The sequence below is a fragment of the Legionella bozemanae genome, assembly GCF_900450575.1.
Taxonomy (GTDB): domain Bacteria; phylum Pseudomonadota; class Gammaproteobacteria; order Legionellales; family Legionellaceae; genus Legionella; species Legionella bozemanae.
Genome location: NZ_UGGY01000001.1, coordinates 1416963 through 1439945 on the forward strand (window position 1 = coordinate 1416963; position 22983 = coordinate 1439945).

A 22983-nucleotide genomic window follows, 5' to 3' on the forward strand; every position below is an offset into this window, starting at 1 on the left:
TTCCCGGGTTCCGCTACACTGCACCCAGGCTACAATAAAACCTAAATTTCTATTTCTCTACTGAACAGTACTTAATTAGCAGGATACAAGGTCAATTATGACAAATTTTATTTTTATTACAGGTGGTGTGGTATCTTCCTTAGGAAAGGGTATTGCAGCTGCTTCGCTTGCTGCAGTTCTAGAGGCGCGTGGCCTTAAAGTAACATTGATTAAGCTTGATCCCTATATTAACGTTGATCCTGGAACTATGAGCCCATTCCAGCATGGTGAGGTTTTTGTGACCAATGATGGCGCAGAAACAGATCTGGATTTGGGACATTATGAACGTTTTGTAAATACAACGATGACAAAGCGTAATAATTTTACCTCAGGGAAAATTTATGAAAATGTCATTAAAAAAGAAAGAAGAGGCGATTATTTAGGGGGTACAGTTCAGGTAATTCCCCATATTACCAATGAGATTAAGCGATGCATCAAATTAGGTGCCGATGGTTTTGATGTGACAATGGTTGAAATTGGTGGAACTGTAGGGGACATCGAATCGTTACCTTTTCTTGAAGCAATTCGTCAAATGCGCATGGAATTAGGCTCACAAAGAACTTTATTTATCCATCTGACTTTAGTGCCTTATATTGCTACTTCAGGTGAGACAAAAACAAAACCAACCCAGCACTCAGTGAAAGAATTACGCTCCATAGGTATTCAACCTGACATTTTGATTTGTCGCTCGGAAAAAGCTTTGCCTATGTCTGATCGTGCTAAAATTGCATTGTTTACCAATGTGGAGAAAGAAGGAGTTATTCCGCTTGAAGATGCGCCAAGTATTTATCAAATTCCAAGAATATTACATGAACACGGACTCGATGACATCGTTGTCAAAAAATTGGGTCTTGAGGTAAAACCTGCCGATTTAAGTGAATGGGATCGTGTGGTGGCAATGCGAGCCGTGCAAACCATGACTGTAAAAATTGCTATGGTAGGCAAATATATTGAATTGAATGATGCATATAAATCCATTAATGAGGCTTTGCTGCATGCTGGACTTCATACTCAAACTAAAGTTGACATTGTTTATTTGGATGCCGAGTTAATTGAAAAACATGGAGCTTCGCTTTTAGAGGGTATCGATGCCATTCTTGTCCCGGGTGGTTTTGGGGAGCGTGGTGTTGAAGGCAAGATTAAAGCAATCCAATATGCTCGAGAGCATAAAGTTCCTTTCTTGGGAATTTGTTTGGGAATGCAAACTGCTGTTATTGAATTTGCCAGAAATGTTGTTGGTTTAAAAGAAGCGAACTCCACTGAATTTAATAAAGATACTCCATATCCTGTGCTTGGGTTAATTAGTGAGTGGATGGATGCTGATGGCTCAAAACAACTTCGCGATGAACATGGTGATTTAGGCGGTACAATGCGTTTAGGAGCGCAATTGTGTCAATTGGAAGAAGGGACGTTAGCGCGAAAGGTCTATGAGAAGCCGCAAATTATTGAGCGTCATCGTCATCGCTACGAAGTCAATAATAAATATGTTGAAAGCCTGGTTGAACATGGATTGATTATCTCTGGACGCTCAGCAGATAATTCTTTAGTTGAAATGGTCGAATTATCTGATCATCCCTGGTTTTTGGCATGCCAATTTCATCCAGAATTTACATCAACTCCAAGAGCAAGTCATCCACTGTTTAAACAATTCGTACTTGCTGCTCGAACGAAACATCAAGGAAAAAATCAAGAATGAAATTATGCGGATTTGAAGTAGGTTTAGATAAACCTTTATTTTTAATTGCGGGACCTTGTGTCATTGAAAGTGAAGAACTGGCTTTGGAAACAGCAGGTTATTTAAAAGAAATATGCGGTCAATTGCAGATTCCTTTTATCTATAAGTCCTCGTTTGATAAAGCAAACCGTTCTTCTATATCCAGTTATAGAGGTCCTGGTTTTGAAAAGGGATTGTCCATTTTGGAAAAGGTAAAAAACCAGGTGGAAGTGCCAGTTTTAACTGATGTTCATGAAGACACTCCCTTGTTGGAAGTTTCCAGTGTTGTTGATGTGTTACAAACTCCGGCTTTTTTATGCAGACAGACCAACTTTATTCAGAAAGTCGCATCAATGAATAAGCCTGTTAATATCAAAAAAGGACAGTTTCTCGCTCCTTGGGAAATGAAACATGTGATTGCCAAGGCAAAAGCATGTGGTAATGAGCAGATTATGGCTTGTGAGCGCGGTGTTAGTTTTGGGTATAACAATTTGGTTTCAGACATGCGTTCTTTAGCCATCATGCGTGAAACTGGATGTCCTGTTGTTTATGACGCGACGCATTCTGTACAATTACCTGGAGGAAATAACGGAGTTTCTGGCGGACAACGTGAATTCGTTCCTGTTCTTGCGCGTGCTGCGGTAGCTGCAGGTATTTCAGGATTGTTTATGGAAACTCACCCGGATCCGGATAATGCCTTGAGTGATGGTCCAAACAGCTGGCCTCTAGCTAAAATGAAGCCCTTACTGGAGTCATTAAAAGCGCTGGATGCAGTATATAAAAATACAGGGGAGATTGATTAATCAATTTCTCCTAATCCATCTTAGGTATTATGAGCTATAATATTCTTAGGTAAAGTTTTTCCGAGGACATTATGGGCAAGTCATCCAAATGGCAGGCTATTAAATCAAAGATAGAAAATGAAGAACCCAAGGTAGATAAAGAATTAGCGTTTGACCCAATCGATACCCAAAAAGAATTGGATGAGATTGAGAAAATGACTTACGATCCAAACAATACTGCGCGTGAAATGGAAGTTCTTCGTAACACTTTAATTGGTGCCCCAGTAAAGTTGCCAGCACAATTGGCTGATCAAGAAAAGAATTTAGGGGCAGACGATACACTTTTCGAAATTGATGACCCTGAGCCCAATGCCCCGAAAATGCCTTAATCTTTATTTATTGTTCTTATTTTGATCAGATTTTAATTTCTCGCTACTTTTTAAGTTTTGTAGCCATTTTGCTCTATTTTCTTTTCCCATATCGGATTTCTTAATCACATAGTGTAAAAGATAAATGCCTTGATCATCTTTGAGAAACATTTCCAATTCATCTTGAGCCTGGTTTTGAGGTTTTTCTATCCTTATTTCGAGGAGCACCCTGTCTTGCGTATCTTCAAGATAATTCACAATAGGTTGGTACCCTAAAGATTTTATATTTTTAACCATGGTATTTGCAAATTGTTGCAAAGTCATTTTTTTCTGCAATCCAGGAAAAAACTGACTTGTAACCAATTCATTCCAATGATTAATATCATCACCTGCAGGAATGTATTCAATTGTAGTTCCAATTGAATTTTTATTTCCCCATGCCATTTGCCAAGGACGGTCATCAAATACGATTTTTAATTTTTCATAGTTCTTTAGTTCAGGATCCATAGTCTGCGTATCAGTTTTCGTTGTATCACAGTAAAGAACACCTTTATAGAGGTAGTATTGTATGCATTGAGTATCATTTTCTGGAGTTACTTTAACTAAATTGTCTAAAGAAAATGAGGCTGCTGTTGCGTTTGAATTCGTAATGACGAAAGTCCAAATATATAGAATAGCCCTGACGACTTGATACATGATGATCTTTTTTAGAATAAGTGTATTAAAGAATAGCTTAGAAATATGAAATATAGAATAGTAGCCTGAGTGCAGCGAAGCGGAACCCGGGATTTTAAATTACCAATTTTCCCGGGTTCCGCTTCGCTGCACCCAGGCTACAATACACCCAACTACAATCTGATGCCATTACGTGAGCGGTTACTTTGATTAACTCAGTTCGCCCATAGTAGATACAGCATGATAGCCAGCATCTACATGTACTACTTCACCTGTAATACCCGAAGCAAGATTAGAGCATAAAAACGCCGCAGTATTACCTACTTCTTCAATAGTAACATTTCGATGGAGTGGAGTAATGTTGGCATAAGCACTTTGAATTTTACGAAAATCTTTAATTCCGGCAGCAGCAAGTGTTTTGATGGGACCTGCAGATATAGCATTGATACGGATACCCTTAGAGCCTAGGCTTGATGCTAAATAACGTACAGAGGCTTCGAGACTGGCCTTGGCAACACCCATAACATTATAGTTAGGCACTGCTTTTTCAGCACCATAGTATGATAAAGTTAGAAGAGATCCTTCAGTGCCTTCCATCATGGGTAAAGCGGCTTGTGCAAGACCTATTAGACTGTAGGCGCTGATGTCATGAGCAATTCTAAAACCTTCACGAGTGCAGGACTCTACGAAATCTCCACTGATTTGATCTGCCGGAGCATAAGCAACGGAATGGATTAAGATATCCAAATGATCCCAGTGCTTGTGGAGATTGGAAAAAAGAGTTTTGATTTCTTCATCATAAGCTACATCGCAGGGAAAGGTTAGTGATGAATTGAATTCTGCAGCCATTGTTTCCACACGCCCTTGCAGCCGTTCATTTTGATAAGTAAATGCTAATTCAGCTCCTTGCTCATGAAATGCTTTGGCAATACCATAAGCAATTGATCTATTGCTGGCCAGACCAATAATGAGTGCCTTTTTACCTGCTAAAAATCCCACCATTCTCTCCTCAAATTAATTAGTGTGTGACGCTAACAATTCACGCATTTTAGCTTGAATCATTTCAATAGCAATCCTGTTTTCTCCTCCGCGAGGAACAATGATGTCAGCGTAGCGACTGGATGGTTCAATAAACTGCAAGTACATAGGACGTACTGTTGTTTCATATTGATGTACTACTGATTCAAAGGTTCTATGCCGTTCAACCACATCTCTTTTTAAACGTCGGGTTAAACATACGTCCAGAGGGGTGGACATAAAAATTCGAATATCCATTATTTCCCGCAATTCTTTGTCGCTAAAGAGCAAAATACCTTCAAGAATGATAATGGCATGTTGGCCAACTGTTCTGGTTTCAGGCAGACGCATGTGTTTGGAGTGAGAATAAATTGGAATTTCAACAGGTTTTCCATCTCTTAATTGACGTAGGTGTTCACAAAGCAAAGAATGATCAAAAGAATCAGGGTGATCATAATTAATTTTTTCTCTTTCAGGGAAAGGCAAATGTCCATTATCTTTATAGTAAGCATCTTCAGAAATGACTACTACTTGTTCTGAGCCAAGCTCATTAACAATAGTATTTGCTAAAAGACTTTTTCCTGATGCAGAAGGGCCAGAAATCCCAATAATTATCGCTTGCTTATTCATGATGATATCGTTAGAAATTTCGTGCAAATACTAAAGCTTTTTTGTGTTAAATTCAATCTTTATATTAGGTTTTACTTGCAAAACCACTGGTTTTCAGAGTAATAAAACACAGCCATTCTTTATAATATAAGTTTAGCCGATTTCGATATTTTTTTGATACTCAAATGTAGTTTGGGTTCAGCGAAGCGGAACTCAGGATCTGAGATAAATCACTCCTGGGTTACGGCGCGTTGCCTTCACCCAGCTACATTTCTACACAAAAAAGCATTTTTTAATTAAAAGCCTGTACTACTTCTTGCAAAGGTTGGCCCACAGCTCCAGATGGATTTTTTATCATAAGAACAGCGGATAAAGTCGGTGCAATATCTGGTGTGTAAGTCGGTCGAAAAATGCGTTGTGCTTTAAAATCCGGGTGGACGAAGAGTAAGGGGACATAACTGTCATATTGCCAAGGACTGCCATGAGCAACGCGATCTTTACTTTTAGTACCATATGATTGATTAGGGGGTTGAATGAGATATATATCTCCAGATCGCTCCGGATAATACATTTTGTTGACTTTGGCGCTAAGCCAGTCTTTTTCTATTTCAGTAATTGGTAACGCATATGCTTTGAATATTCCCGGTTGTTGTGTTAAAGCATGGGCAAGATAATTTTTCACTTCATCAAGTTTCACCTTATGCTGATTTATGACTTGATGATTGAGATAGATATAAGGCGGGGTAATCGACATCAGAGTTTCCTCTGGAAGTGCATATTGTTTTTTTAATGCAGTACGAATGTATTGTTCCATTTGCAGGATATCAATGGGTTTGATTTCATGCATTTGATGCGCCTTGAGATAAGTTGGCCCATCATTTACGCCATGATCTGCAGTAAGCACAATGAGGGTATTTTTTAGCCCCACTTGTTTATCAATGACTGTAAAAAGATGTGCTAAAGTTTTATCCAACTCTAATAAATTGTCTTCAGACTCAAGGCTATTGGGACCAAATTGATGGCCTATCGCATCAACTCCGGAGAAACTAATACCTAAATAATCGGTTTTTTCGGGAGATTGTCCTAATCGCTCCTCAGTTAAAAGATGCTCTGCAAAATCTGCAGTTAATTGGTCGGCCTTGGGAGTTCTAGACAAGGATTTGAAAAACTCAGGGCTTGGAGCTTGTGTTACATGATGTGGAAAAGTTTGACCAAAAAGCTCATCTTCATGATGGAAAACTGGTGAATTGGCATTTTGATATTCCTCTTTGGCTCGACCAAGAATCCAATCATAGTTTTGCGGATGATAATTTTCATTCCAATTTTTAACCCATTGAGGATATTGAGTATAGTAATAAGAACTGGTAATAAAACCACCATTAGTTGTATCAAACCAAAAAGCTTTGCCCGCATGGCCTGCAAGGGTTATTGCTGAACGATCTTTCAATGATACCCCAAAGGCCCGTCCTTTTTGGGAGAGTATGACTTCATCGCTTAAGGTTGATGTATATAAGTTCTTAGGAGAACGTCCTGGAGTCGTAATGCGTGTATGAGGGGTATTTAATATATTGGTTTTTAAATCTTCCATGCAATAGACCAGCTGTTGTGATTTTCGGTCATACCATTCATTATTTATGACGCCATGTAAGGCTGGAAAACTTCCTGTTGCTACAGTCGCATGCCCTGCACATGTTGTTGTGTTAGCATGTGGATGATGGGTATTATGATAATCAATAGCATGACTTAATAAATAATTAAATCCGCCATTACCAAATTGCTGCTGATGTTGTTGGATTAAATCGCCGCGTAGTTGATCAATAACCAGTTGCACAACCAATTTAGGTTGATTGATTTGTGCGTAGCTGTTCAAGCAGCTTAGAAAAAGAAAAATGAAGTAGGTGTATTTTTTCATAACTTACCCTGGGGACAAAAGTGTAAATTAATCAACAGAGCAGTAAAAAGCAATCAAAAAAGGTAAATTTAAAGTTTTACTCCCAATTTCTTAAGTCTTTTTGCATCGACTAAAAACAGAAAAATAGTTCTGATCAATTGCAGATATGGTTAGAAATATGTGCTCTATGTTATTGACTTTAAAGATTAAAAATTAATTAAGCAGTAAAAAGAAAATGCATGACTGGCTTTGTGAATTAGTTTAAACTTCCTGTTGAAGTAAATTTTACTAATCCCGATTCATGGAGTTTAAGGAGAGCAGAAATGGGTTTTCAGTATGTTGACTATGATACATTGTCGAAGTATATCAGGGAGAGTATTGCAACTGAATTAAAAAGTCATAAGCTCGATGCAAAAAATTTACCGAAAGCATTACGGACTCTTTCTATTAGACATCCTGATCGAGCAATCCAATGTAGGTATTTACTGGCAGTTCTTAACAGTCTTGATAAATCCAGTAACCCAGAAAAAACATGCATACTCAACGCAGCCGCTTTTTATATTCGTGAGCAAATTTTTGATAGTTATCAGGGGACCGTAACTTCATTTTTCCTATCTCCCGAGAACAGTACTTTATATAATGCATTAACTGCTTCACTCAATCTTACCTTGGAAAATTTCCCTGACTCCAAAAATTTGCTCGATATGTATGATGCCCTAAGCAAATTTATGCATGAACATGTATATGTAGATTCAGATCCAAGAAAAGGGTATCTGGATTTAAGTAAACAGCTTTTTTCAAGTCAAAAAATTAAGAATTATAAGGTAGAAAAAGTGCTGCAGGATTTGGTTAAAAAAGTAGCAAATTTCAAGTTGGAACAAATTGAACAGACTAGGGAAAAACAGGTGCAAGACTCTGATAAAAAAACAAAGAACCGTATAGGGCTATTTGCAGAGAAAACTGTTTCTACAAGCCTCACTGAGGTTATTGTAGAGCAGGCATCAACCAATACACCACCATAATTAGACCATGAAATGTGCAGTATGGATACATAAAAAGCAGAATCAAGATTATTTGTTACAGTATCAAACATCCGAGTTCTGCTTACTGCCTTTTCCCCAAGATTCTTAATTTGTGACTAAGAGACAGTTGTTGTTGTGCTCAGGTTGCAAACAGATTTTAAAATTATAATTGGGGCTCAAATGTTTTCTGTTGCTCTATAGGGTAACCCGCCATTGCCCAATCGATAATACCACCATCTACTGAATAAACTTCTTGATATCCCAAATCCATTAAGGATTGTGCAGCAAACAAAGATCGCACTCCACCTTTGCAGTGCAAATAAATAGGTTGATCTTTATTGGGGATTATCGCTGCAATAGATGATGCAATGTTGTCTTTAGGAATATGCAGTGCTCCAGGTATATGAAACTCTTGCCACTCGTCCAATTCACGAACGTCAATTAAACAAAGATTGGGATTATTTGCCATCATTTCTTTTAGTTGATGCACATCGATGGTTTTAATATTAGGGTTGGTCATAGCGAACCTCTCTGATTGTCGGTCTTGTAAGGGTGGAGTGGTGCAGCAACCAATAAATTGTTGCCGTGATCACACCACCAATTAACGTTGCAAATGCCCAGGTAGCTGCGGAAACCAAAACTGGTTTTTGTCCCATTCGATTCATGTTTCCTGCATCATGGGCGACAGCACCAGCAAAAATCAAATGTAAAATACCATTGATGAGCATCATGATATATAAAAAAGTTTGTATTTGCGTGGAAAATTGTTGCACTAGCTCATTGATCATGAATAAAGTTCCTTCAGTTTGTTAATGGATTTCTTCGGAAACTCTTCTACAGAGGAGAGTTTCCGAAGAAGTCCAATCAATGTTAGTTGGATTTTTATGCCCAACAAAACTTATTCCATTAGCAATATCAGGCAATTAACGATTATAGTGAGCATAAAAATCTAAGCTGCAATATAATAACAGAAAATCAATAAGATCTTTTATTTCTGTGTTAACCTCGGTAACATCATCGAAAACAATAAAAAGAGAGAAAGCATGAATGTTCATGAAATCCCTGTTCCTCATTTGACCACAGCACATTCTGGACCATTGTTTCATGTGGAAAAAATTGTTTTAAATCAAATAGCAGCTATTGAAGCTTGGTTCAGACACCAATGGAAAGAGACGCCTCCGCCATTAACTTCATCTGTTGACTTGCGGCATGCTGGATTTAAACTGGCGCCTGTAGATACTAATCTATTTCCAGCTGGTTTTAATAATTTGAATCCGGAGTTTCTTCCATTATGTATTCAAGCGGCACAATCGGTATTAATTGATTATGTTCCTGACTGTACCAGAATTCTACTGATTCCTGAAAGTCATACCCGAAATAAGTTTTATTTAAAAAGTCTTAGTGTACTACGAACTATTTTTACAAGAGCTGGATTTGTGGTTCGTATCGGCAGTTTAGATCCTGAGCTCAAAGAACCTACCGAAATTGTCCTTGACAGCGGAGAAGTGCTTTTATTAGAGCCCATACAACGGCAGGGAGATCGAGTAGGTCTGGCCAATTTTAATCCATGTTTTCTCATGCTGAATAATGACTTGTCCCAAGGGGTTCCTGAAATTTTGCAAGGAATACAGCAAAAAATAAGGCCTACAGCCCAATTGGGTTGGTTTTCTCGATTAAAATCCAACCATTTTAATTTTTATGATGAGATTGCTACAGAATTTTCCGAATTAGTAGGTATGGATTCTTGGTTAATCAACCCTTATTTTAGTGCCCTAGAGGGTTTGGATTTTATGGCTCAGGAGGGTATAGATAGATTAGCAATCGAAGTAGAGAAAATTCTTACTTTAATGAACGATAAATATGCAACCTATGGGATCAAAGAGAAGCCATTTGTTGTTATTAAAGCAGATAATGGCACTTATGGCATGAGCGTAATGATGGTGCATGAGGCTGAAGAAGTACGTCAATTAAATAGAAAGCAACGGACTAAAATGTCAGCCAGTAAAGGCGGTCGCAAAGTAGATAGGGTAATTATCCAAGAGGGTGTATATACTTTTGAAACGATGCCAAACGGTTCTGTTGCTGAGCCTGTGGTTTATATGATTGGCCAATTTGTAGTAGGTGGATTTTATAGGGTTCATCAAGAGCGCGGTATTGATGAAAATCTGAATGCACCAGGCATGCACTTTGAACCTTTAGCGTTTGCTCAAGCGTGTAATATGCCTTGTGATGATTTAACTGAATTGGATGAGTCTAATCGTTTTTATGTTTATGGGGTTATTGCTCGATTGGCTGCACTTGCTGCGGCAAGGGAAATTGCAGCAATTGGAGGTGAATAATGAAACTTGCAGTATTGCTGGATCCTTTACATCAATTAAAACCCTACAAAGATACAACTCTGGCTATGCTTAAGAGAGCACAAGAGCTGGGTTGGTCTTGCGTTGTTTTTACCCAAGAAGATTTATTCTGCAGGGAAGGGCGTGCTTTTGCACAAGTTTATGATTTAAGCATAGGCGATGTGCACAGTAAAGATTGGGCGACAGTTAAAAATTTATCGGAAAAACCTTTAGGTGAGTTTGACATCATTCTGATGCGTAAGGATCCTCCTTTTAATACAGAGTACATTTATACCACGTATTTTCTGGAGCTCGCAGAGCGTGAAGGGGTTCTCGTAGCGAATAAGCCACAAGGTTTACGGGATGCAAATGAGAAATTTTTTACTTTAAATTTTCCTCAGTGCTGCCCAACAACACTTGTTTCGCGAAATATAAAACGGTTGAAATCTTTTTGGGAAGAGCACAAACAAGTTATTTTTAAGCCAATGGAAGGAATGGGAGGAAATTCTATATTTCATGTTGAGGAACAAGGGAAAAACCTGGCGGTCATTTTGGAAGTTTTAACTAAAAATCAGACGCAAACCATTATTGCTCAACGGTATATCCATGAAATAAAGAAATCGGGGGATAAACGTATTTTATTAATTAACGGTGAACCTGTCCCTTATGCATTGGCACGCATTCCTGCAGAAGGAGACTTGCGAGGTAATTTAGCCGCAGGTGCACGGGGCGAAGTGGTACCCATTACCGAAAGAGACCGATGGATTTGCGAACAAATAGCACCAACCCTAAGGGCTAAAGGTTTATATTTTGTTGGTATTGATGTAATTGGCGATTATTTAACAGAAATCAATGTGACAAGTCCGACATGCCTTCGAGAAATAGAAACAGAAACGCAACTCGATATTGCTGGTGATTTTTTACGCTGCCTTGAAAAAATATGTCGTGCCTAACAGTAAATCGTACCTATAAAATATAGACTAAATGAAGGGCAACAAATCCAGACAATAGGAATTGAAACAAGAGGGCTTTAGACTTCTGTTTAATCGTTACCCTACAGCTTCTTCGTAAATATTTTAACCCAATAATTGCACCGTTTAATGATACAAAAAATAGCACGCATGATGGCTTATAAAATTTCGATGGGATTATATTTATGACACTTATCGATTTGTTAAAAAAAATGTATTTAATGAAAGACGTCATCCAAGGAAGTTTTAATCCCCAGAGTGAGCTTTTTTCTTACATAGAAAGCTATCAAGACAAAGAGTCAATCTTGGCTTTTTCTAGATATTTCAGATCATTGTTAACAAGGACTCATCCAATTTTTGATAGAGATGCTAATAATCGTCTGACAACACGCTTTGCATTATATCTTGAAGCCTTTATGAAGTTAACCCAAGGTAATTTAATGCCGATGCTGACTTATCTTGAGAAACACAAAGATGTCACATTATTTTTATGTAGTAATTGGGGAATACTTGAGAAACTTTATTATGAATATAAGGGCTTAGGAAAAGATATCATCTTACTTGAGGAGTATTCACTTTTATTAGATGAGGATTATAAGGTAATTAGAGTGGAGCTTAAAAATGGAATTGAACGAAACAGTGAACCCATTAAGAAAGAATTTTTATATGGATTTTTTCAAAAAATAAGGGACAATAAAGAGGTTTTTTTTGGAAAAAACCAACAAGAGCGCGAAGAATTTATAGAGGTAATGGGTACTTTTTTCTCTTCTTTCCATATTTAGCAACTATTGGATGAAAATTACAACAGTTTACAAGCTTGGGTGCTTGCAACTGTCTCTTGATCACCTCTCTGCCTATGCTCTGCCCCATTCGTTCGTGGCGCCAGTGATTGAAGGCAGATCTTCTAGATCCCGCGGACAAGCCGCAGGATGTAGTAGTAGAGTGAGGCTAGTTTTTCAGCGATGTGTAGAAGATTCAGTTGATTGCAACTAGGAATCTATCTTTTATTCATCAACATAATCACCACCAACTTCTGCAGCAGCTTCCTGATCTGCTTTTTTATCATCAACATACAAAGTTCCAGTATCTGGTTGAGTACCGGTGATAAGATGATTACGATATTGTAGGTAGGCATCTCTCATGAAGGCATATTTGTCCAAAGCCTCATCCATTATGCGATCAGTATCTAACAGTTGCGCACGTAAATCTACCGTACGTAAAGCGAGCAGGCTGTAAACTACAGCATCTTCATTAATGTAAACATATGGACTGTATAATGCAAACTGGAATAACCATCCTGCTCCATCTCGAAGAGTACTTGGACCTAACAAGGGAAGAACCAAGTAAGGAGAGTTTTTATCGCCCCATTTGGCTAGTGTAAGCCCTAAATCATTCGAATGAGGGGGTAAGCCAAAGGTTTTGGCTACATCAAATAAGCCGCCTACACCTAAAGAGGAGTTTATAATGAATCGCCATGAGTCACGAATTGCCCACTTGCCTTCAGCTTGTAGAAGGTCATTTCCTACAGTCGGAATAAGATCTAAGTTGTTATAAAAATTATTGATACTTTTACGAACAGGCGCTGGTAAGACGGATCGATATACTTTTGCGGAGGGTCTTAAAATTGTATTATCTAAGACAGTATTAAATTTATATACTTTTCGGTTAAAAGGTTCAAAAGGATCAATGGGATTAGTTCCCTTACTCACACAGCCAGTTAAAACGATACTACTGGTAAAACTGATAACTATTGAAATTAATCGCATGATTTTTTTTATTATTTAACTTAATGAAAGATGTTACACGAGTTTGATGTTCTTGCAAACAATCATAGTAGGTCGTTGCTTTAAAGCGTTAATATTAGAATTTTAACAAAAAAGTCACGGGGCCATCATTGCACAAATGAACCTGCATATCGGCACCAAAACATCCACTTTGTGTATGAGGATATAATTGAGCAGCTCGCGTCAGGAGATTGTCAAATAATTGTCGCCCCAGTTCAGGAGGTGCCGCATTTGAAAAACTGGGGCGTAATCCTTTTTGAGTTTCGGCTATTAAAGTAAATTGAGGTACTAATAATAAACCACCTTGAACTTCTTTAAGACTTAAATTCATTTTACCTTGGCTGTCGCTAAAAATACGATAATTGATGCACTTATCTAGCATTTTATTGATATTATGTTCCGTATCATCGGGTTCAAATCCACAAAGTATCAAAAGCCCCTGATCTATTTTTCCAACTGTTTCACCATCAATATCTACTCGGGCGTGTGTTACTCTTTGAATTACAATCAACATGCATCAAGTCCTTGTTTGGAAATTTCTTTACTCGCATAAATTAGGGCATCAATTATACCCGATTCTCTATCCGAATGTCCCGCATCACGAACTATTCTTAAATTGGAAGCCGGTATTGCCTGATGAAGCTCAAAAGCACCAGCGAGCGGAGAAATTAAATCAAAACGACCGTGTACGATATAAGTCGGGATGTGTCTTATTTTATGGACATTAGTTATTACTTGATTTTCTTCAATGAAAAAATGATTGTTGATGTAATGGGATTCCAATGTTGCAAGAGCCAGAGCAAAATGAGGATCACTGAATTGATCAATAACATATAAGTGAGGTTGCAAACTGCTGCAACGTGCTTCCCATAAAGCCCATGATTTTGCTGCACTCATGCGCGCCAGTTCATTAGGGCCTTGCAGGCAATTGGCATAATATTTGGGAATTTGATCCAGCATGCTTTCAGGGACACTACTAATAAATTCTTGCCAATAATCAGGATAAACCAGGCTGGCACCATGCTTATAAAACCAATCAAAATCTTGTTGTCTTCCTAAAAAAATTTGATGCAGTTGTAAGGCTTTAATTTGTTGGGGGAATTTTTGAGCATAAAGTAATGCAAGCAAAGAACCCCAACCTCCTCCAGACAATACAAATTCAGATAATCCTAAAAAATCTCTGATGGCATCGATATCATCCAATAATAAACTGGTCGTATTTTCACGAATTTCCAGGTGAGGAGTGGAGCGCCCGCACCCGCGTTGATCAAAAAGTATAATCCGATAATGCTGTGGGTCAAAAAAACGTCGAAGGTAACCATCCCCAGAAGAGGCTCCCGGGCCTGAATGTAATACCACAACAGGCAGTCCCTCTGGATTTCCTGTTTCCTCAATATAGAGTGTATGCAGTTCACTGACTTTTAATTCATGTTGCGCATAAGGTTTAATTGATGGATAGAGCGAGTGCATTTTAGTCCTTTTAGGAAGTTATGTTTTTAGCATATTGTTTTATTTTGCTCTGGGAAGCGTTTGAAAGCAATAAGTATTCACTTTAAAACAAGGTTTATACTTATAGTGAGTATAGCTCCAATTTTCTTTTGCTTGCGAGAAAGTAGGATCTATTAATAGAATACAGCATCTATTTTTCCTGGAATTTATTTATGACACTTGCTGCAATTCTTAAAGGATTGAATGAACGACAACATGAAGCAGTTACTTCCCCGCTCGGTAATACGCTGGTCCTCGCTGGGGCTGGAAGTGGTAAAACGAAAGTTTTAGTCAGTCGCATTGCCTGGCTCATTGAAGAAGAGCATATTTCGCCGCATGGGATACTTGCAGTAACTTTTACTAATAAAGCTGCTGGTGAAATGAGGACTCGATTAAACAGTATGTTAAGTACCCCTGTTTTAGGATTATGGGTTGGAACTTTTCATGGTCTGTGTCATCGTTTGCTCCGCCGACATTATAAAGAAGCTAATTTACCTGAGCTATTTCATATTTTAGATTCTGAAGATCAGGCACGTTTAATAAAGCGAGTAATTGGCTCATTAAATCTTGACGCAGAACAATGGCCAGTAAAACAGGCCCAATCCTTTATTAATGGACGCAAGGATGAAGGGATACGACCTCAACACGTACATACTTTGTCTTATGGGCCAGGTAAAACATTGCTCAACATTTATAGTGCGTATGAGCAAGCCTGTCGGACAGCGGGAGTGATTGATTTTGCGGAATTGTTATTGCGAACCCACGAGTTATTGCGCGATAACCCAGAAATTCTTGCCCATTATCGTCAACGTTTTCAAGCAATATTGGTCGATGAGTTTCAGGATACCAATACAATTCAGTATGCATGGATACGTCTTCTTGCTGGTGAGCACGCTGCTGTTTTAGCCGTAGGCGATGATGATCAATCCATTTATGGCTGGCGTGGAGCCAAGGTGGAGAATATTCAGCAATTTGCTCATGACTTTAAAAATACACAAATTATTCGGTTGGAACAAAATTATCGTTCAACAGCAACGATACTTGATGCAGCAAATGCATTAATTACACATAATAATTCACGGATGGGAAAAGATTTGTGGACAGATGGAGCTACTGGAGAAAAAATTCTGGTCTACAGTGCTTTTAACGAGCTTGATGAAGCGCGCTTTGTCTGTGAACGAATTATGATGGAGATCAATCAGGGCATAAGTGCTGATGAAATTGCTATTCTATATCGCTCCAATGCCCAGTCCAGGGTTTTAGAGGAAGCGTTACTACGCGCGGGCATTGCCTATCGTATTTATGGTGGAGTACGTTTCTTTGATCGTGCGGAAGTAAAAGATGCCTTGGCTTATTTACGCTTATTGGTTAATCCCGATGATGATACTGCTTTTGAGCGAGTCGTTAATTTCCCCACTCGAGGTATTGGTGAAAAAACGCTTGATGATCTGCGTTATTATGCCAAATCAGAACAATGCTCTTTATGGCATGCCGCAAAAACATTATTGCAATCAGGTGAAATGACGCAACGGGCAGGTTCTGCACTATCAAAATTCATCGGGTTAATCGAACAGTTGCAACATGATACAGCAGCAATGGAATTGGACGAGCAATTATCGCTAGTGATTCAATTGAGTGGATTGTATGCTCATTTCAGCAAAATCAAAGGGGACAAGTCGGAGTCCCGCCTGGATAACTTACAAGAATTAATCAATGCGGCAAAACAATTTCGTTATGAGCAAGAGGAAGAAGAAGAAATTCCTTTAGTGAATGCATTTTTAGCACATGCTTCTTTGGAGGCTGGAGAAATGCAGGCAGGAGAACATGAGCGATACGTACACTTGATGACCTTACATGCTGCTAAGGGTCTTGAGTTCCCCATCGTATTTTTAGTAGGTATGGAAGAGGGGATATTTCCAGGAAAACAGTCTTTAGAAGAGCCTGGACGCTTGGAGGAAGAGCGTCGTTTATGTTACGTGGGCATGACGCGTGCCATGCGCAAGCTCGTTTTATCTTATGCTGAAATAAGACGACAATACGGACGAGAAGAATATCATCGACCCTCACGATTTTTAAAGGAACTACCTCAGGAATTACTGGATGAAATTCGTATCAAGGCGAAATTTCAAGCACCAGTTATATCTCGAAATAAACCTTCCATTGCGCCAGAAACCTCGGGATTGTCTTTGGGCCAAAGTGTGACTCATGCAAAATTTGGTCAAGGGGTAGTATTAGCAGTAGAAGGTAGCGGTGCGCACACTCGCGTTCAAGTGAAGTTTAGTGAGCATGGTGTCAAATGGCTTGTTTTAGCCTATGCTAATTTAGCTATCGAAATAGGGTAGTAAATAAAGCTCGAATAAAGCGAAGAAGTGACTTTTTGGAGGTTTTAATCTCCTGGGCGAAGACTTTATTTTCGCCCAGGCTAAACATATCCTGGTTAAACTATTAGGAATAATACAGGAGGAATTCACCATTTAAGAAGCCAGAACGACAAATAACCTCCTGACATTATAAAAAAGTATTAATTTTCAAAGAAATAGAATAAAGTATTGCTTTTTTATTTACAGAGATCCAAGGACGAACATGAAAAGGAAGTATCGATTTCATAAAAAAACGATTATGGCATGTTTTATTGCGTGTACAGGTATAAGTAATGCACAACCAGGTATTGAATGGGTGTTAGAAGGTGGCCCCAGCTGGTTTAATGTTCCTCAGACAACCATAACACCTACAGATATTGAAACAGATAATTTAAGTCAAGGGCATGCGAATACGACAGGTGAGTTAGGTTTTGGGGTTTATTATAAGAGGCCCTTTTTGGTTAATAATTCAGTTTGGTTTAATGCTTTTGCGGTCGGATTAGCTATTCGTTACAGTGGATTTTTAGACAACATTGCCGATGGGAATGTCTATCAATTTGAACAAACCAACCTAGATAATTATCGGTATCAACTTTATTTTGAAAACACACGGCTTTTAGCTCAATTGTCATTAGATGTTCTAACTTATAAACACGTTTCATTGTATCTCATAGGGGGAATTGGGGAAGGATGGTCACGTTTACGCTATCACGATTTTCCTAATGAAGAAGAGCTGGGTGGTGGGTTATCTTTATCTAAAAAGAATACATCACAACTTGTTGCTAATGTAGGTACTGGTATTAACTTTCATTATACTGAGCATCTGTCTTATTCATTGGGTTATCTTTATACCGATTATGGACATATAGCCGCAAGCAATGATGGCCTTTTAAACGGTGAGGCAGTTATGATCAGTGCGCCCACCTTCTCCATTGAGTCCCATGCCCTGTTGCTGGGTATCCATTATTTAGCTTAATTTCATATAAAGGTGCATGATGCGAATTTATAGTTCTCTAAGTTTATTACTACTTTGTTCTGCTGCAAGTTGGGCTGAACTTCCAGTTTCATTTACTTCTGTACCAACAATTCACAATATCGCGATTGGTCAACAACAAACATTAAACTACGTGATTCATAATAATGTAGTCCGTCGTAGTTTACCCATTCGCAATATTCAGATAGTCAATGATGGAGATATTCAACCCCCATCAGTCACTCAAACGACTACTACCTGCGGCAGTAGTTTGCCTCCTAATGGTAGTTGTGCAATTAGCGTCACTATTAAAAATGCCACCGCCAACATAAATCGGCGTTTAAGTATCAATTATGGTGGTCGCGCTCCTTTAACTAGCCCAATAAAATTAAAGGTGAGTAAAGCCAAGTATACTGTTTTTGTTTACATTATTGGGTCGGATTTAGAAAGAAAATATCAGTATGCCACATTTAACATAAATCAAATGAAAAAAGTGGGTTCAACTGAAAATATTAATATTATAGTGCAAACAGGAGGGGCTGACTCTCCTGGTTATTTAACTGTAAAGCGACAAATAGTTTATCCTGGCTCCCTGGTTGAGTTAAAAGATCTGGGTAGTGTGCCAATGGCAGCACCTAATGTAATCCAAGATTTTTTGGAATGGGGCTTGGCAAATTACCCGGCAGAACGATACATTACTATTTTTTGGAACCATGGTGGTGGTCCTAATGGTGGATATGGTGGCGATGAAAACAGGCTACCACCGGCAATTGCCATCAATAGCTTAGCTTCTGTCATTAATAATGTGACAACAAAAACAGGTAATCTTTTCGAAATCATCGGGTTTGACGCTTGTCTGATGGGTAATGCTGAAACGGCATCTGGTTTTGCCCCCAATACGCATTATTTTATTGGCTCAGAAGACCTAGAGCCAGGTAGTGGCTGGCAATATGATACTTTTCTAGCCTATTTAAATGCATATCCAAATGCGAATGGAAACGAGATTGGGCGGGTGATTATTGATGGTTATACTCAGCAAAATGAAGGAGAATCTACTACTTTGTCATTAATAGATACGAGTGAGCTATCAAATCTAAGGATGGCAATGACAAATTTCGCCGTTGCTCTTCGCCCTTATACAACGACTACTACGAACTGGAAATTAATTGCAAAAAATCGTTTTAAAGCAGCTGATTATTATACTTCTGTTTGGGACAATCGCAGTACTGATTTAGTGGACCTTGTGGAGTTTGTGCAACGAATCAGTAACCAATTTCCTTCCGATATAAACCTAAGTACTGCATCACAAGTCGTGATCTCTGCAGTAAATCAAGCGGTTTTATATTATAAAAATAGTTTCGATCGCGCAGACTCTTATGGATTAACCGTTTATTTCCCATCAATTTTAGCGCAGTATAAAACTCAATATCCACAAGTAACCTCTATAAATGGAGTTAATTTTTTCTCGCAATTGTATGTTAATTTAGTAGGTAATTATCGCACCTTCTACCTAAATAATCTAAATTCATTGGTAGCGATACTTTCGGACTTGGCGTTTGATGGAACAAATTATACTGCAAGGTTAAGTAATGATTATAATGAACTTTATGCGGCTGTAGGTAATGAAAGTTGCACCAATTTGCTTGATTCTAACAATAATCCTCTGCCTGCCAATCCCTGTTATTCCAGTATTCAGTACCAAGGCATTACGGCAATACCGGTTGGGACCGATTGGAATATTAGTTTTCCTAAAACTCCTTACTTGAATAGTTGGCCATTACTGAATGGAGTGCCTGTATTGTTTATCCCAGATGATGCAACTCCGAGTAATCCAGGCGAAACCAACTTTCTAATTCCGGTCACACTAATTCAAGATGATGGTGTAGATGGTTATCTTAGTGTCCTACTGAATCAGCAAAATCAATTTGAAGTAGTTGGCTTCCAAAGAGCTATTGGCAGCAGCAATACTGCGGCGAAACTTGCTGCTTTAGATCAAAGAAGTTCTTTCCATATTCGCAGTTATGCACGAGTAAATTCGACTTGGCAATTAACACAAACAACAAAGAGGGTTAATTTTCCATTCACTGTTTCCTTTGGCAGCGTCTCATCCGAGTACAATGCCTTTCGTTTTCTGGCAGGAGACATTACAGGGGCATTGATTATTAGTCCTACATTTAAACCGTACTAAGTTGTTGGCAGTGCCGTATCCAAGCCGTTGTTACCTACAACAGCTTGGATGCAAAGTTCTTTTATTTCTGCTGACTTAAATTTTTTGAATTCAGCATAGTAACAAGGCTACTAGATATTGACATGCATGATTACCGCTTGGGTAAAAACCAAAACTCCACTTTAATTTTCTATTTTTTTGCATTTAAATTAAAAGCTGCGGCAGTACGGTCTGATTGCCTATGAATTGAGAGCTTAGGTACGTAGCTCCAACAAGGAAGCGGTGGATTATTACTACTGACAGTATAAACTCATGTCGCTCTATCTTATATTGAAATAAGACGACAATACGGACGAGAAAAATATCATCGACACTCACGATTTTTAAGGGAACTACCTTAGGAATTACTGGATGAAATTCATATATCAAGGCGAAATTTCAAGAACCAGTCATATCTCGAAAACCTTCCATTGCGCCAGAAACCTCGGGATTGTCTTTGGGCCAAAGTGTGACCCATGCAAAATTTGGTCAAGGGGTAGTATTAGCAGTAGAAGGTAGCGGTGCGCACGCTCGCGTTCAAGTGAGGTTTAGTGAGCATGGTGTTAAATGGCTTGTTTTAGCCTATGCTAATTTAGCTATCGAAATAGGGTAGTAAATAAAGCTCGAATAAAGCGAAGAAGTGACTTTTTGGAGGTTTTAATCTCCTGAGCGAAGTTTATTTTCGCTCAGGCTAAGTATATCTTGGTTAAACTATTTTAATTCCCTATTTTTTGCATTTAAAGCAAAAGTTCTGGCAGTAAGGTTCGATTTGCCCATGAATCGAGAGTTTTGGTATGTGGTTCCGATAGGAAGCGGTGGATTATTACTACTGACAGTGTAAACCCATGTAATACCGCCATCATTACTGCTTGCCAATAATGCGGACTGGGTTCGCCCTGTTGTAAAATATGCGCCTGAGGCGATACACGCGCTACCATTACAGTATGCATTGTCAAAATAACCACCTCCATTCATATCAAAATCATTAGGCAGTTGAGGCATGGTGTTCGTAATTTTATACGACCAATGTGCACCGCTATCTGTACTAAGCGCCAAAAAAGGATACCTGACATCTTGGCCAGAACTGCTTTCATAGGCGAAATAAGATCCTACACCAATACAGATGTTTCCGTTACAAGAAACACTGTTGAATTGACCTCCTGGGGAAAGACGAGACCCATCTGCATCAAAATTTGGTGGTGGATTTCCGTTGTTAATCGGATAAGTCCAACTGATTCCGCCATTAAGGCTTGAAGCGAGCATTGGGTATTGAATATTTATATCCGCTGAAGGGTTATATACATTATATGAACCTGCAGCGATACAATTCATTCCACTGCAACTCGCACTGTTGAAGTGGCCGCTAGGGAAGGGATTTGGAACCGCGCCTGTGGAATTAAAATTGGGTGGCAGATTGCTACTGGTAATCGTATAAGACCAACTGGTTCCACCATCACTGCTGGATGCTAATAAGGGATATATTATCTGATTACCACTGGCATTTAATGCAGTGTAAGAACCTGCTGCAGCACAAAAATAACCACTGCAACTTGAATCATTAAAGTTACCACCTCTACTGTTAAAACTAGTCTCAAAATCACTGGGTAGTTGTGGATAGCTTTTTGCAATTTTATAAGACCAATGAGCGCCCTTATCCGTAGTAATAACTAATAATGGATAAACAACCCCATCAATGTCACTATAAGAACCTGAGGCAACACAGCTCTTGCTACTGCAACTTGCGCCGGTAAAGATAGCGCCATTACTAGGTGCAGCTAAAGCCCCTGGCATAACATACGACCAATTGATACCCGTATTTGTACTCATTGCTAATAAGGGATATCCTAAACGAGTGGCGGCTAATGGAGTTGTTGCGTGTTTAAGGGTAGGAATGGGAGTTTGGCCAAACTGGTAGCCTCCTACAGCAATACAGGTATTGCCATAACAGGATGATGTAGCAAATTGCGCTTGCGAAACCCCTGTAGGAAGTGCCGGAGAACTGGAGACTGGGTATGTCCAATTGACACCACCATTGGTACTGCTGGCGATTAAAGGATAGGTCAAACCTGCGCTATTTATATAAGCACCTGAAGCAATACACATAGTGCCAACGCAATGTGCGCTGTTGAGTGCCCCTTCACTCATTCCACCAGGAACTTGGGCAGTATTATTTGATAAGGTATACAACCAACTTAATCCATTATTAAAACTTGTTGCAACTAAGGGATATCCAATACGACGAGAAACTGGGGCTGGAGCAGTAAAGAACCTGCCTGCTTGATAATCAAACCCGCCTGCTTGATAATCATATGCCCCGGGAGCAACTAAAGGCATAGGCGTCGTAGCTCGAAGTACATACAAAGGTGTCGTAGCAGTAGTGCAACTTGAACCGCGGCAAAGAGCAAAATTTGAAACGGTTTCTCCAGTAATATCAAGCTCCATAATGCAGCTGGCATGGGCTGCAAGATTTACTGGATTAGCACAATAGCCACTGTAGGTTGTATTTTGTTTCACTGTGGCAGGCAAACCTTGCAATGAATAATTACTCAATGCGGATTGGGTATTATTTGTTACAGTATAAAAAGCATAGACGGTACTTCCAGGATAAATTGTGGTTGGAATTGTCGTTCCTGGTGTTGGGCTAATTGTTAAATTGGAGGCTGCCAATACCTGGCTGGAGACAACTACTGAAAGCAGGGCACATGAAATGCGCGATAAAGAAATATTGTGTTTTTTGTCCATAATAAT

Annotated in this window: 20 protein-coding genes and 1 pseudogene; 11 read left to right on the forward strand and 10 right to left on the reverse strand. The window is 38.9% G+C overall.

Features of this window, described 5'->3' with window-relative positions; translation table 11 throughout:
- The first annotated feature begins 97 nt into the window (after positions 1 to 97).
- The 3 genes from DY223_RS06105 to DY223_RS06115 all read left to right on the forward strand — a co-directional run bounded on the left by DY223_RS06105 (position 98) and on the right by DY223_RS06115 (position 2924).
- Positions 98 to 1735 (forward strand): CTP synthase, encoded by a 1638-nt coding sequence (locus tag DY223_RS06105; RefSeq protein WP_058459092.1) that lies wholly within the window; start codon positions 98 to 100, stop codon positions 1733 to 1735.
- Positions 1732 to 2556, forward strand: coding sequence for a 3-deoxy-8-phosphooctulonate synthase (gene kdsA / locus DY223_RS06110; RefSeq protein WP_058459093.1), 825 nt, complete (start codon positions 1732 to 1734; stop codon positions 2554 to 2556). Before DY223_RS06105 ends, kdsA begins: the two co-directional genes overlap by 4 nt.
- Positions 2557 to 2627: 71 nt before the next feature.
- A complete protein-coding gene (locus tag DY223_RS06115) occupies positions 2628 to 2924 on the forward strand; it encodes a hypothetical protein (protein ID WP_235810498.1) in 297 nt (98 codons plus the stop codon).
- A gap of 3 nt (positions 2925 to 2927) precedes the next feature.
- On the opposite strand, the gene DY223_RS06120 is transcribed toward DY223_RS06115, so the two are convergent.
- The 4 genes from DY223_RS06120 to DY223_RS06135 all read right to left on the reverse strand — a co-directional run bounded on the left by DY223_RS06120 (position 2928) and on the right by DY223_RS06135 (position 7116).
- Complete coding sequence (locus tag DY223_RS06120; protein ID WP_058459094.1) at positions 2928 to 3599, reverse strand: hypothetical protein; 672 nt, start codon at positions 3597 to 3599, stop codon at positions 2928 to 2930.
- A gap of 189 nt (positions 3600 to 3788) precedes the next feature.
- Positions 3789 to 4580: an enoyl-ACP reductase FabI gene (locus DY223_RS06125; protein ID WP_115684289.1), complete on the reverse strand. Its 792-nt coding sequence runs from the start codon at positions 4578 to 4580 to the stop codon at positions 3789 to 3791.
- A gap of 12 nt (positions 4581 to 4592) precedes the next feature.
- Positions 4593 to 5225: a uridine kinase gene (udk, locus tag DY223_RS06130; protein WP_058459095.1), complete on the reverse strand. Its 633-nt coding sequence runs from the start codon at positions 5223 to 5225 to the stop codon at positions 4593 to 4595.
- A gap of 271 nt (positions 5226 to 5496) precedes the next feature.
- Positions 5497 to 7116, reverse strand: a complete 1620-nt coding sequence (locus DY223_RS06135) for an alkaline phosphatase family protein (RefSeq protein WP_058459096.1) — start codon at positions 7114 to 7116, stop codon at positions 5497 to 5499.
- 302 nt (positions 7117 to 7418) lie between these two features.
- Here DY223_RS06135 and DY223_RS06140 point away from each other — a divergent pair, with 302 nt between their 5' ends.
- Complete coding sequence (locus DY223_RS06140) at positions 7419 to 8117, forward strand: hypothetical protein (RefSeq protein WP_058459097.1); 699 nt, start codon at positions 7419 to 7421, stop codon at positions 8115 to 8117.
- A 163-nt stretch (positions 8118 to 8280) separates the two neighbouring features.
- On the opposite strand, the gene DY223_RS06145 is transcribed toward DY223_RS06140, so the two are convergent.
- Both DY223_RS06145 and DY223_RS06150 read right to left on the reverse strand, forming a co-directional pair.
- Positions 8281 to 8637, reverse strand: coding sequence for a rhodanese-like domain-containing protein (locus DY223_RS06145; protein WP_058459098.1), 357 nt, complete (start codon positions 8635 to 8637; stop codon positions 8281 to 8283).
- Complete coding sequence (locus DY223_RS06150; RefSeq protein ID WP_058459099.1) at positions 8624 to 8905, reverse strand: hypothetical protein; 282 nt, start codon at positions 8903 to 8905, stop codon at positions 8624 to 8626. Before DY223_RS06150 ends, DY223_RS06145 begins: the two co-directional genes overlap by 14 nt.
- Positions 8906 to 9160: 255 nt before the next feature.
- Here DY223_RS06150 and gshA point away from each other — a divergent pair, with 255 nt between their 5' ends.
- The 3 genes from gshA to DY223_RS06165 all read left to right on the forward strand — a co-directional run bounded on the left by gshA (position 9161) and on the right by DY223_RS06165 (position 12206).
- The gene (gene gshA, locus DY223_RS06155; protein WP_058459100.1) at positions 9161 to 10456 is read left to right on the forward strand and encodes a glutamate--cysteine ligase; all 1296 of its coding nucleotides are present in this window, start codon (positions 9161 to 9163) and stop codon (positions 10454 to 10456) included.
- Positions 10456 to 11406 carry a glutathione synthase gene (gene gshB, locus DY223_RS06160; protein ID WP_058459101.1) on the forward strand — a complete coding sequence of 317 codons (951 nt, stop codon included), beginning with the start codon at positions 10456 to 10458 and terminating at the stop codon, positions 11404 to 11406. The genes gshA and gshB overlap by 1 nt, the downstream gene beginning before the upstream one ends.
- Positions 11407 to 11609: 203 nt before the next feature.
- The gene (locus tag DY223_RS06165; RefSeq protein ID WP_058459102.1) at positions 11610 to 12206 is read left to right on the forward strand and encodes a hypothetical protein; all 597 of its coding nucleotides are present in this window, start codon (positions 11610 to 11612) and stop codon (positions 12204 to 12206) included.
- 222 nt (positions 12207 to 12428) lie between these two features.
- Here the strand turns inward: DY223_RS06165 and DY223_RS06170 are convergent, their stop codons facing one another.
- The 3 genes from DY223_RS06170 to pip form a co-directional block, all read right to left on the reverse strand.
- The gene (locus DY223_RS06170) at positions 12429 to 13190 is read right to left on the reverse strand and encodes an MlaA family lipoprotein (protein WP_058459103.1); all 762 of its coding nucleotides are present in this window, start codon (positions 13188 to 13190) and stop codon (positions 12429 to 12431) included.
- A gap of 94 nt (positions 13191 to 13284) precedes the next feature.
- Positions 13285 to 13722, reverse strand: a complete 438-nt coding sequence (dtd, locus tag DY223_RS06175; protein WP_058459104.1) for a D-aminoacyl-tRNA deacylase — start codon at positions 13720 to 13722, stop codon at positions 13285 to 13287.
- Complete coding sequence (pip, locus tag DY223_RS06180; RefSeq protein ID WP_058459105.1) at positions 13716 to 14678, reverse strand: prolyl aminopeptidase; 963 nt, start codon at positions 14676 to 14678, stop codon at positions 13716 to 13718. Before pip ends, dtd begins: the two co-directional genes overlap by 7 nt.
- A gap of 191 nt (positions 14679 to 14869) precedes the next feature.
- Between pip and uvrD (DY223_RS06185) the strand changes: the two genes are divergently transcribed.
- From uvrD (DY223_RS06185) to uvrD (DY223_RS19795), 4 genes and pseudogenes are all read left to right on the forward strand, one after another.
- Positions 14870 to 17038, forward strand: coding sequence for a DNA helicase II (gene uvrD / locus DY223_RS06185; RefSeq protein WP_058459106.1), 2169 nt, complete (start codon positions 14870 to 14872; stop codon positions 17036 to 17038).
- 241 nt (positions 17039 to 17279) lie between these two features.
- Complete coding sequence (locus tag DY223_RS06190; RefSeq protein WP_115684290.1) at positions 17280 to 18032, forward strand: polysaccharide deacetylase family protein; 753 nt, start codon at positions 17280 to 17282, stop codon at positions 18030 to 18032.
- A 16-nt stretch (positions 18033 to 18048) separates the two neighbouring features.
- Positions 18049 to 20217 carry a clostripain-related cysteine peptidase gene (locus DY223_RS06195; protein ID WP_082642429.1) on the forward strand — a complete coding sequence of 723 codons (2169 nt, stop codon included), beginning with the start codon at positions 18049 to 18051 and terminating at the stop codon, positions 20215 to 20217.
- A gap of 293 nt (positions 20218 to 20510) precedes the next feature.
- Positions 20511 to 20848, forward strand: a pseudogene (uvrD, locus tag DY223_RS19795) (DNA helicase II); the annotation flags it as partial.
- Positions 20849 to 20946: 98 nt separating this feature from the next.
- Here uvrD (DY223_RS19795) and DY223_RS06205 read toward each other — a convergent pair.
- Positions 20947 to 22977, reverse strand: a complete 2031-nt coding sequence (locus DY223_RS06205; protein WP_058459109.1) for a hypothetical protein — start codon at positions 22975 to 22977, stop codon at positions 20947 to 20949.
- Between the last annotated feature and the right edge of the window lie 6 nt (positions 22978 to 22983).

Coding starts and splice junctions, on each gene's coding strand:
- DY223_RS06105 (WP_058459092.1), top strand. CDS start 98: ATGACAAATTTTATTTTTATTACAGGTGGTGTGGTATCTTCCTTAGGA.
- kdsA (WP_058459093.1), top strand. CDS start 1,732: ATGAAATTATGCGGATTTGAAGTAGGTTTAGATAAACCTTTATTTTTA.
- DY223_RS06115 (WP_235810498.1), top strand. CDS start 2,628: ATGGGCAAGTCATCCAAATGGCAGGCTATTAAATCAAAGATAGAAAAT.
- DY223_RS06120 (WP_058459094.1), bottom strand. CDS start 3,599: ATGTATCAAGTCGTCAGGGCTATTCTATATATTTGGACTTTCGTCATT.
- DY223_RS06125 (WP_115684289.1), bottom strand. CDS start 4,580: ATGGTGGGATTTTTAGCAGGTAAAAAGGCACTCATTATTGGTCTGGCC.
- udk (WP_058459095.1), bottom strand. CDS start 5,225: ATGAATAAGCAAGCGATAATTATTGGGATTTCTGGCCCTTCTGCATCA.
- DY223_RS06135 (WP_058459096.1), bottom strand. CDS start 7,116: ATGAAAAAATACACCTACTTCATTTTTCTTTTTCTAAGCTGCTTGAAC.
- DY223_RS06140 (WP_058459097.1), top strand. CDS start 7,419: ATGGGTTTTCAGTATGTTGACTATGATACATTGTCGAAGTATATCAGG.
- DY223_RS06145 (WP_058459098.1), bottom strand. CDS start 8,637: ATGACCAACCCTAATATTAAAACCATCGATGTGCATCAACTAAAAGAA.
- DY223_RS06150 (WP_058459099.1), bottom strand. CDS start 8,905: ATGATCAATGAGCTAGTGCAACAATTTTCCACGCAAATACAAACTTTT.
- gshA (WP_058459100.1), top strand. CDS start 9,161: ATGAATGTTCATGAAATCCCTGTTCCTCATTTGACCACAGCACATTCT.
- gshB (WP_058459101.1), top strand. CDS start 10,456: ATGAAACTTGCAGTATTGCTGGATCCTTTACATCAATTAAAACCCTAC.
- DY223_RS06165 (WP_058459102.1), top strand. CDS start 11,610: ATGACACTTATCGATTTGTTAAAAAAAATGTATTTAATGAAAGACGTC.
- DY223_RS06170 (WP_058459103.1), bottom strand. CDS start 13,190: ATGCGATTAATTTCAATAGTTATCAGTTTTACCAGTAGTATCGTTTTA.
- dtd (WP_058459104.1), bottom strand. CDS start 13,722: ATGTTGATTGTAATTCAAAGAGTAACACACGCCCGAGTAGATATTGAT.
- pip (WP_058459105.1), bottom strand. CDS start 14,678: ATGCACTCGCTCTATCCATCAATTAAACCTTATGCGCAACATGAATTA.
- uvrD (WP_058459106.1), top strand. CDS start 14,870: ATGACACTTGCTGCAATTCTTAAAGGATTGAATGAACGACAACATGAA.
- DY223_RS06190 (WP_115684290.1), top strand. CDS start 17,280: ATGAAAAGGAAGTATCGATTTCATAAAAAAACGATTATGGCATGTTTT.
- DY223_RS06195 (WP_082642429.1), top strand. CDS start 18,049: ATGATGCGAATTTATAGTTCTCTAAGTTTATTACTACTTTGTTCTGCT.
- DY223_RS06205 (WP_058459109.1), bottom strand. CDS start 22,977: ATGGACAAAAAACACAATATTTCTTTATCGCGCATTTCATGTGCCCTG.